This window comes from Microvirga sp. Mcv34 (assembly GCF_024519725.1).
Taxonomy (GTDB): Bacteria; Pseudomonadota; Alphaproteobacteria; order Rhizobiales; family Beijerinckiaceae; genus Microvirga.
In genome coordinates, this window is sequence record NZ_JALJRK010000130.1 from 1 (window position 1) to 8,600 (window position 8,600).

10 protein-coding genes are annotated in these 8,600 nt (G+C 62.9%); all 10 read left to right on the top strand.

Annotated elements, in window-relative coordinates:
• The first annotated feature begins 160 nt into the window (after positions 1 to 160).
• Entirely contained in the window at positions 161 to 646 is a 486-nt protein-coding gene (locus tag OC446_RS28130; RefSeq protein WP_262032245.1) for a cupredoxin family protein, read from the top strand.
• A gap of 41 nt (positions 647 to 687) precedes the next feature.
• Positions 688 to 978, top strand: a complete 291-nt coding sequence (locus tag OC446_RS28135; RefSeq protein ID WP_262032246.1) for a copper-binding protein — start codon at positions 688 to 690, stop codon at positions 976 to 978.
• 74 nt (positions 979 to 1,052) lie between these two features.
• Positions 1,053 to 1,757, top strand: coding sequence for a copper-binding protein (locus OC446_RS30930; protein WP_315986556.1), 705 nt, complete (start codon positions 1,053 to 1,055; stop codon positions 1,755 to 1,757).
• A gap of 104 nt (positions 1,758 to 1,861) precedes the next feature.
• On the top strand, positions 1,862 to 2,410 hold the full coding sequence (locus tag OC446_RS28150) for a hypothetical protein (RefSeq protein ID WP_262032247.1): 549 nt from the start codon (positions 1,862 to 1,864) through the stop codon (positions 2,408 to 2,410).
• Between the two features lie 41 nt (positions 2,411 to 2,451).
• Positions 2,452 to 3,753 (top strand): adenylate/guanylate cyclase domain-containing protein, encoded by a 1,302-nt coding sequence (locus OC446_RS28155; RefSeq protein ID WP_262032248.1) that lies wholly within the window; start codon positions 2,452 to 2,454, stop codon positions 3,751 to 3,753.
• Positions 3,750 to 4,187, top strand: a complete 438-nt coding sequence (locus OC446_RS28160; protein ID WP_262032249.1) for a YqaA family protein — start codon at positions 3,750 to 3,752, stop codon at positions 4,185 to 4,187. Before OC446_RS28155 ends, OC446_RS28160 begins: the two co-directional genes overlap by 4 nt.
• A 201-nt stretch (positions 4,188 to 4,388) precedes the next feature.
• The gene (locus OC446_RS28165) at positions 4,389 to 4,778 is read left to right on the top strand and encodes a c-type cytochrome (protein ID WP_262032250.1); all 390 of its coding nucleotides are present in this window, start codon (positions 4,389 to 4,391) and stop codon (positions 4,776 to 4,778) included.
• Between the two features lie 108 nt (positions 4,779 to 4,886).
• Positions 4,887 to 5,177, top strand: a complete 291-nt coding sequence (locus tag OC446_RS28170; RefSeq protein WP_262032251.1) for a hypothetical protein — start codon at positions 4,887 to 4,889, stop codon at positions 5,175 to 5,177.
• 310 nt (positions 5,178 to 5,487) lie between these two features.
• Entirely contained in the window at positions 5,488 to 7,140 is a 1,653-nt protein-coding gene (locus OC446_RS28175; protein WP_315986557.1) for a DUF3141 domain-containing protein, read from the top strand.
• Between the two features lie 63 nt (positions 7,141 to 7,203).
• Positions 7,204 to 8,600, top strand: a 1,397-nt coding sequence (locus tag OC446_RS28180; protein WP_410055162.1) for an HAD-IC family P-type ATPase, incomplete at its 3' end; no start/stop codon positions are given.

An 8,600-nucleotide genomic window follows, 5' to 3' on the forward strand; every position in this document is an offset into this window, starting at 1 on the left:
GCGAGCAGCTCGCCGAGCCCGCCCGCGCGACCTCGCCCGACAGCGGCGTCAAGGCAACCGAGTTCAAGGCGGTTGACCCCCGCAAGCGTCCCGTCCGCGCGGCCAACAGCGCGGGCGGGCACAGCAATCACTGATCCATCGCAGACAAGGAGCATTAGCGATGAAGCATATCCTGACCTTTGGCACCGGCCTCGCGGCTCTTGCCCTCTCGGCCGGTCTGGTGTTCGCCAGCCCGGGAGCACCTGGTCATCACGACAAAGAGGCCGCGTATGGCAAGCCCGGCGACCCGAAGAAGCCGGCCCGCATCGTGTCGATCAGCATGCGGGAAACCGATGACGGCAAGATGGTCTACTTCCCCGACAAGGTGGAGGTGCGCCAAGGCGAACAGGTCAAGTTCGTCCTCAAGAACAACGGCAAGGTCGATCACGAGTTCGTCCTCGACACCGTCGAGAGCAACGCCAAGCACAAAATCGAGATGCAGAAGAACCCGGACATGGAGCACGACGATCCGAATGCCCGGCGCCTGGCTGTCAGCAAGGGCGGCGAGATGGTGTGGCAGTTTACCAAGCCCGGCACCTTCGAGTTCGCCTGCCTGATCCCCGGTCACTACGAGTCCGGCATGCACGGCACCGTCGTCGTCAAGTGACGGCTCAATCCCCTCGCCATCATCCGAAACAGGAGTCTCTTATGAAGCGTATTGCCATCAGCCTGATTGCGGCCCTGAGCCTCTCCGGCGCCGCCCTCGCGCAGAGCCTGCCGACCGTGTCCGGCACGGTCGAGAAGGTTGACACCGCCCAGAGCAAGATCACCATCGACCATGGCGCGATCCCGAACCTCAACATGGATGCCATGACCATGGTGTTCCGGGCCCAGGATCCGGCCCTGCTCAAAGATGTGAAGGCTGGAGACAAGGTGCAGTTCACCGCCGACCGCGTGAACGGCCAGATCTCCGTCACGTCGATCAAGAAGGGCAAATAAGGCCCCGGCCGCCCCGCAATCGGTGACCGAGACCCACCGATGCGGGGCGGCTCCCCCGCTTTAGGAGAACTGCGATGAAACGCATGATCGCCACCCTCACGGCCACTGCATTGGTTTTTGTCGGCCCAATCCTTTCTGCGCAGGCCCAGCCCGCTGCAGGGGCGCCGGCCGCCTATGAACGCGTCCGTGAGGTCATGAACGACCGGTTTAAGGACATGAAGCTCACCGGCGATCCCGATAAGGATTTCGCCGCGATTCTCATTGCCCACCATGAAGACCTGATCTTCCTCGCCCGAACCCAGCTAGAGCACGGCGCGGACGAGCAGCTCCGCCAGGTCGCACAGAAGATCCTTGATGAGGAGCAAAAGCAGATTTCCGAACTGAAGGAATGGCAGGTCCGCAATCGGCAGGCGAATTATCGCGCCCGCCTGGACCAGCCGCCTCATGGATCCGGACCACTGGATCAGCGCGGGGCCCAAACGGCGCAGGCCGCTCCGGCTCCAACTGCACCGGCTCCCGCAGCCCCGGCGCAACCCGCGCCAGCCCCAAGCCAAGTCCCGGTGGTTTCCGGAACGGTCGAAAAGGTCGACACGGCTCAGAACAAGATCACGCTTGATCATGGCGCGATCCCCAACCTCAACATGGATGCCATGACGATGGTGTTTCGCGTCCAGGATCCAGCACTCCTGAAGGGCGTGAAGGCCGGCGACAAAGTTCAGTTCCAGGCTGACCGCGTCAACGGTCAGATCTCTGTTATCAGCATCCGGAAAGGTCGCTAGTCACCTTGTTCCGCTTGCTCATATCAGGCGGGTCGTCGGCTGCTGCGTTCATGGAACCACCGCAGTGGCCGGCGACAACCAACCGTTAAAACAGGATAATTTCAGTGCACAAATTGCGTAATTTTTTCGTTGGTGTTGCGGCCACCGCGGCAGTCTCGATCTATTCCATTTTCCTGCCTTGCTCCGCGGTCGCCGACGACGAGGGGGCCGTCCTCGGCGAAGTGGCGCTTTCCAATATCGCGGCCACCCCGGCCCGCGCCGGTGAATCAACCATCATCACCTTCTCGATTGAAAACGCAGGGAGCGACCGCATCCTCATCACCGGACTGCAGATGCCAGGTGGCGAGCCGGCGCGGATCATGGGGTCCTTTGGACAAGCCCATAGCGGTGACATCGGATCGTTGCCGGTCAGGCCCGGCGCAACTGAGCAATTGGATGGCAGAAGGATCTGGATCGAGGTCGGCCCACTAACCCAGGATCTTGAGCCGGATTCCACCATTAACGCGCGGCTCGTTCTCGACACCTTTGAGAGCCCAATGTCGCTCCACGTTGGGCCGGTGACCACAGGCTCGACTGCCAAAGCTAACACTCCGAGCGTGGTGGGAGCAGCCGAATCTCCTGCAACAACTTCAGACCGCCGCGTTGGATGCTGAACCTGTCCCGCCTCGTCGGCCCTCACGTACCGGGAGCTTGGTTGGCGACTGGAGCCAGCCAAGCGAGCAAGGATCAACGGCGATCCGACGACCTGCCGGAGTATTTGGAAAATGACTTCGACCGGCAGGCTCTCGTGCCGCGGTTTCTGGTTCTGGCGATCCTCGGCGCGGCGGCATTGCTGGAGTATGGCCATGGCCACCGGGAAGGTCATTGGATCGTCCTGGCAATCTACTGGCTGACGACAATCGCACTGGCGCTATCGTCACGTTTCACCGCCAGTTGGGCGTGGTTGCCGTGGGTTGCCACGGTGACGGATGCAGGACTGGCGGTCTACGTGATCGCGGATCATCTGCCCCGCGATGCGCATGACATGCTTCTTGCGACCGACGCTGTCAGTCTGTTTCCCGCCTTCCTGCTTCTCATCCAAACAGGCTTGCGGTTGCGGCGTGACCTTGTGGCCGCATTCGCTGGCATTGTTCTCCTTGGATGGATCGCATCGTTCACGCTGCTCGTCGGACCTGAGGCCCTGCCAGCCCCAAGAAGCCCAAGCGCGTTAGCCGCGCGGCAGGCACTTGCATTCATCTCGTTTGCAGCAGCGGCTGGATTTGTTTTTTATGCCGTGCGCCGAATGCGAATGGCTTGGTCCACCATTCTGCGGGCTCAATGGGACCAAATGCTCCTGTCACGTTTCCTGCCTGAGGGGGTGGCGACCGAGGTGGTCACAGGCGATGAGGCGGCGGAAATCGCTGAGCGTCATGCCTGTCTGCTGCTGGTTGATATCCGTGGTTTCTCCGCGTTGACCCAAAGTCGACCAAGCCAGGAGGTCATCAGCGATCTTATGGCCTTCAGACGTTTCGTCCATGGGGCCGTTTCTCGCCATAACGGAATTGTCGACAAGTATCTCGGCGACGGTGTGCTTGCCGTCTTCCTCCATGGAACACCCGAACAGCAAGCTGCTCATGCGTTTGATGCAGCATGCGAGATCCTGCGCCCGTTGGACACATGGAAAAGCCACGCGCATGCACCAGCAGGTGTTCACGTCATCGCGACGCTGCACTGCGGCTCCGTCCTCGCGGGGGTTTTCGATGATGGCAGGCGCGCCGAGTTCACCGTGCTGGGGCCAGCGATGAACGCGCTGCCACGCATGGAGCGGCGCTCCAAAGAGGCCAACCTCGGGGTGGTCGTGTCCAAACGGTTCCTGCGCCTTCTGCCGCCGTCCGCTCGGGCCAGGATTGACGCTCGGCCGGTGGAACGACGCCCAGGAGACGAACAGCTGCCCGACATTCTGTCAGTGCGCTTCATGCACCCAGGCGCCGGTGCTCATCGGGGGACAACGGGTTGAACCACGTCCTGGAATATGGCGGTCTTCTTCTCGCCGCGTTCCTGTCGGCGACGGTTCTCCCGTTCCAATCCGAAGTCGTGTTGTTCGGATTGCTTATCACGGAGCATTATCAGTGGTGGCTTCTGATCCTGGTGGCGAGTGTCGGGAACACCCTTGGTTCGGCGGTGAACTGGCTCGTGGGACGCCTCTTGTCCCGATTTGAGGGCCGCCCGTGGTTCCCGGTCAAGCGCGAAACAATCGAGCGAGCCGAGCATTGGTACCATCGCTATGGACGCTGGTCCCTGCTCCTGAGCTGGCTCCCTTTCATCGGGGATCCCCTGACGATTGTGGCTGGCGTGTTGCGCGAGCCGTTCCTGATCTTCGTCGCCATCGTGGCTGTCGCCAAGACAGCACGATATTTCGCCGTGGCAGCCATGACGTTCGGCTGGTTCTGAGGCGGTGCATTCCGCACGAACAAGCCGAACGGGAAAACGGGAACATGACCGCACAACAAGCGCGAGCTGATCGGCACCGAGCGGCTCCGGCCAGTGACTGAGACCCGCGCGGTCTTGTTGCCCGACTTGCTCTCGGCGGCCTCCGGCGTGCGGCTGCCAAGATGAAATCCAGCCACGCCCATTGGAATGAAGGATAAGTTCATGCGCTCTGTTGCTCTTTCTGGCGCCCTGCTGCTCGCTGGGCTCAGCCATGCCCAGGCTCAGGATGCCGCCGCTGGCGAGAAGGTGTTTGCGCAATGCAGAGCCTGCCACCAGATCGGAGAAAACGCTAAAAACGCCGTGGGGCCCGTGCTGAACGGCCTCATCGGGCGTCATTCGGGTTCCGTCGAGGGCTACAACTACTCTCCCGCCAACAAGAATTCAGGCCTGACCTGGGATGAAGCCACCTTCAGGGAGTACATCAAAGATCCTCGCGCCAAGGTACCAGGCACCAAAATGATCTATGCAGGCCTGAAGGACGAGCAGAGAGTCAACGATTTGATCGCATATCTCAAGCAATTCGACGCGAGTGGAAGGAAGGTCGCTCAGTAGCCTCAATCCACCTTCATATGGACGGCAAGGTTACAGACCGGATCGGGCGAGGATAGGCCCGGTCCGGGCCTCGGTTCAATTGCGTCAGCCAATCACCGGGAAGCCCTCATGTCGCGCCGCGCACTTCTCAGCCTCGTTACCTCGATGGCCGCCTTGGGCGTCTCCGGAGCGGTGGCGCACGACTGGTACCCAGTCGCCTGCTGCAGCCAGAGGGATTGCAGGCATCTGGAGGAAGCCAAGGGTGAGACGGTTCTTGAAACACCTGGAGGATGGCAGCTGTGGGACGGCCGGATCGTGCCAAGAGCTACGGCAAGGCTCTCGCCCGACAGCTTGTTCCACCTCTGTGAGCGCCCCGACAAGCGGATCATCTGCTTCTTCGCCCCGCCGGGAGCCTCGTGAAGGTGAAAGGCCCAGTCCAATTCGGCTGGATGCAGCTCAGACGATGTTGCGAGGGCGTCTCCACTTGCGCCAGATCAAGGCCTTCCAGCCTGCAACCTGTTCTATTGCGATCTCCCAGGGACGAAGAGTGAGGGTTATGGCATTGAACGAATTTGAGGTAGCGTCTGCCGAGCTCCCGCTCCAGGTCGTTGGCAAACCAACAGCCGGGTCGCGCGGCCTTCGGTCCTCGACACAACAAGCGGGTCGCCAGCAGGAACCCACACCGGACCTTCGGCCGGTCGGCGGGCAAATGGCGCAGCGTGATTTCTGGATGTACATGAAAGACGTCGGTGAGCGGTCGATCCTGTTCCTGGACACGCTCCGGCAGCGGGGCGACAACATGCTGGCCCACGACCGTGCCGGCAAGCCTCCGCTTCTCGATTTCGACTACGAGATCATACTCGACGCGGGCCACTGCAAACCTCCAACAAACTATTCGCTCCTGCGTATCACCCGGGTTGGCGAGGATTGCCTCGCGGACTGCGTCGACCCGACGAAACCTCCGGTGATCGTCTTCGACCCGCGCGCCGGACATGGTCCCGGGATCGGTGGCTTCAAACGCGACTCCGAAGTCGGCTTGGCGCTCCGGGCGGGTCACCCGGTTTACTTCGTGGCATTCGCTCCCGAGCCGGTCCCGGGCCAGACCCTGCCGGATGTTCTGCACAGCCTCCGGCGCTTCGTCGAGGAGGTCACCGCGCGGCACGAGGGGCGGCCCCCCATCCTGTACGGGAATTGCCAGGCCGGATGGGCGATCACGATCCTCGCCGCCGACTGCGCCGGGCTGGTCGGGCCTGCCGTCCTCAACGGTTCGCCCCTGTCGTACTGGGCAGGGGAAGCGGGCATCAACCCGATGCGGATCGCCGGCGGCTTCGTGGGCGGTGCCTGGCTTGTCCATCTGCTGGCCGACATTGGTCAGGGACGCTTCGACGGAGCTTGGCTCGTCCAGAACTTCGAAAACCTCAAGCCGGAGGCCGTCTGGGAAAAGTACGCCAACCTGTTCACCCACATCGAGACCGAGCGCGAGCGGTTCCTGGAATTCGAGCGCTGGTGGAACGGCTTCTACTTCCTCAGCCGGGAGGAAATCGTCGCCATCGTCGAGAACCTCTTCGTCGGCAACCGGCTGGAGGAAGGCCTCGTGCAGGTCTGCGACGGCTGTCATGTCGACCTGCGTCGGATCAGGAACCCATTGGTGATCTTTGCCTCGTACGGCGACAACATCACGCCGCCGCACCAGGCGCTCGGCTGGATCCCCGCCGTGTATGTCAGCACGGACGACCTCAAGCGGGCCGGGCAGCGGATCGTCTATCTCACCAATCCGCATGTCGGGCATCTCGGGATCTTCGTATCCGCCAAGGTGGCCAACCTGGAGCACCGCGCGATCCTTGCGAATCTCTCCCGGATCGAGGAGCTGGAGCCCGGCCTCTACGAGATGAGGATCGGGGTTCCCACGGATGGGACCGAAGGATCGCTTGAGGTTACCTTTGAGGAGCAGCGCGTCGAGGATCTGCGGTTCGACTATCCCAGGAGCTCCTTCGAGCGCGTTCGGGCGATGTCCGAGGCCGACGAGGCGGCGTACCGAACCTTCGTGAGCCCCTGGATCCAGGCCGCCGTGACGCCATGGTCTGCGGCCATGGTCGAGGCGCTGCATCCCATGCGCGTGAGCCGCACTATCTTCGCGGAGGCCTTCAATCCGTGGATGCGCGGCGTCCGTACGCTGGCGGCGATGGAGCAGGATCATGCGGCGCTCCCGCCGGACAACCCGTTCAAGGCGGCGGAGGCGGCCTGGTTCGGCGATGTCACCCGCGTGATCGAGGCAAGCCGGAGGATCCGGGATGCCTGGGCCGAGCGCCTGTTCGAGACCATGTTTGCCGGAGGGCTCTCCTCCCCGGCACCGGCTGGAAAGCGCTCCGACCGGGGTGCTTGACCTTCCCATCATGGGAAGCCCCAGGCTTCTCATATCGCATAGAGGCATTAGCGGAGAACCGCCATGACCCACAGCCCAACGACCAGAGATCACGCCCACCATCACGATCATGGCGCCCACGCTGGTCATCACCATGAGCCCGCGGCGGATACCGGCAAGGTGAAGGATCCGGTCTGCGGGATGATGGTCGACCCGCACGCAACCCCACATCGGGCCCAGTACGAGGGCAAACCCTATTACTTCTGCTCGTCGGGCTGTCAGTCGAAGTTCATGGCCGAGCCTGCCAAGTATGTCGCGCAGAAGCCTGAGTTGAAGGCTGAAGCCGTTCCCGAGGGCACGATCTACACCTGCCCGATGCATCCCCAGATCCGGCAGGTGGGCCCCGGCTCCTGCCCGATCTGCGGCATGGCGCTCGAGCCCGTCGTGGGGACGGCGGAGACGGGCCCCAGCCACGAGCTCGTCGACATGACCCGACGCTTCTGGATCGGCCTTGTGCTGTCCATTCCGGTGGTAGCCCTGGAAATGGGTGGTCACCTGACCGGCCTCAGCCACTACATCAGCCAACAGACCTCGAACTGGATCCAGATGCTCTTGGGAACTCCGGTCGTGCTGTGGGCCGGCTGGCCGTTCTTTGTCCGCGGTTGGCAGTCGGTTGTGAACCGCAGCCTGAACATGTTCACCCTGATCGCCATGGGAACAGGCGTGGCGTGGGTCTACAGCATGGTCGCGACGCTGGCACCCGACGTGTTCCCGGCGGCTTTCCGCGGCCATGAGGGTGCCGTCGCGGTCTATTTCGAAGCGGCCTCCGTCATCACCGTCCTCGTGCTGCTCGGACAGGTGCTCGAACTCCGCGCCCGCGAAACCACAAGCGGCGCCATCCGGGCTCTCCTGGACCTTGCGCCCAAGACGGCCCGCAAGATCATGCCCGACGGCACCGAGCAGGAGGTCCAGCTCGACACCGTGCAAGTCGGCGACCGCTTGCGTGTCCGCCCGGGCGAGAAGGTGCCGGTTGACGGCGTGGTCGCCGAGGGACGCAGTGCAGTGGACGAGTCGATGGTCACCGGCGAGTCCATGCCGGTGACCAAGGAGGTCGGGGCCAAGGCGATCGGCGGCACCATGAACCAATCCGGCGGACTGGTGATCGAGGCCCAGAAGGTTGGACGCGACACCATGCTGTCGCAGATCGTCCAGCTCGTGGCCGAGGCCCAACGCAGTCGGGCTCCGATCCAACGTCTCGCCGACCAGGTCTCCGGCTACTTCGTCCCGGCCGTGATCGGGGTGGCCGTGCTGGCCTTCGCCGCCTGGATGATCTGGGGACCCGAGCCGCAATTCTCCTATGGCCTGGTCGCGGCCGTGGCGGTGCTGATCATCGCCTGCCCGTGTGCGTTGGGTCTCGCGACTCCGATGTCGATCATGGTCGGCGTCGGCCGCGGCGCCGGGGCCGGCGTGCTGATCAAGAA

Coding starts and splice junctions, on each gene's coding strand:
- OC446_RS30930 (WP_315986556.1), top strand. CDS start 1,053: ATGAAACGCATGATCGCCACCCTCACGGCCACTGCATTGGTTTTTGTC.
- OC446_RS28135 (WP_262032246.1), top strand. CDS start 688: ATGAAGCGTATTGCCATCAGCCTGATTGCGGCCCTGAGCCTCTCCGGC.
- OC446_RS28170 (WP_262032251.1), top strand. CDS start 4,887: ATGTCGCGCCGCGCACTTCTCAGCCTCGTTACCTCGATGGCCGCCTTG.
- OC446_RS28130 (WP_262032245.1), top strand. CDS start 161: ATGAAGCATATCCTGACCTTTGGCACCGGCCTCGCGGCTCTTGCCCTC.
- OC446_RS28175 (WP_315986557.1), top strand. CDS start 5,488: ATGTACATGAAAGACGTCGGTGAGCGGTCGATCCTGTTCCTGGACACG.
- OC446_RS28165 (WP_262032250.1), top strand. CDS start 4,389: ATGCGCTCTGTTGCTCTTTCTGGCGCCCTGCTGCTCGCTGGGCTCAGC.